This is a genomic window from Pseudoduganella ginsengisoli, assembly GCF_009720865.1.
Lineage (GTDB): Bacteria > Pseudomonadota > Gammaproteobacteria > Burkholderiales > Burkholderiaceae_D > Rugamonas > Rugamonas ginsengisoli.
The window spans coordinates 1-305 of the sequence record NZ_WNLA01000102.1; the positions used below are offsets into that span (position 1 = coordinate 1).

The window sequence follows — 305 nt, forward strand, 5'->3', positions numbered from 1 at the left end:
CTGCTTTTCCACCGTTTCCGCCACCACCTGCACCTTGGCGATTTCCGTCAGCAGCGACTTGGCATCGGCGCCGTCTTTGCTGCTGGCCGCATTGATTGCCTGGTTCAGGTTGGCAATGGCCTTGCCGACATCCGTGGCCAGCTTGTCCACCTGCGCCAGCTTGGTTTGATCGGCGCCGGCCGTTTCCGCCGCGCCCTTGACGATCTGTTTCGCCGTGTCGGACGAGCCCAGGTCAACCTTGTCTTCCGCCTTGGTAATCAGGTTTGCCAGCGCATTGGTCGCCGCATTGGCGCCGCCATCGCTGC

The 305-nt window shown here is 62.6% G+C and carries 1 protein-coding gene; it reads right to left on the bottom strand.

Annotation, left to right across the window (positions count from 1 at the left end; all coding sequences use genetic code 11):
- Window positions 1-305 (bottom strand): hypothetical protein (locus GM668_RS31975; protein WP_170305934.1); only part of this gene is annotated, 305 nt, incomplete at both ends.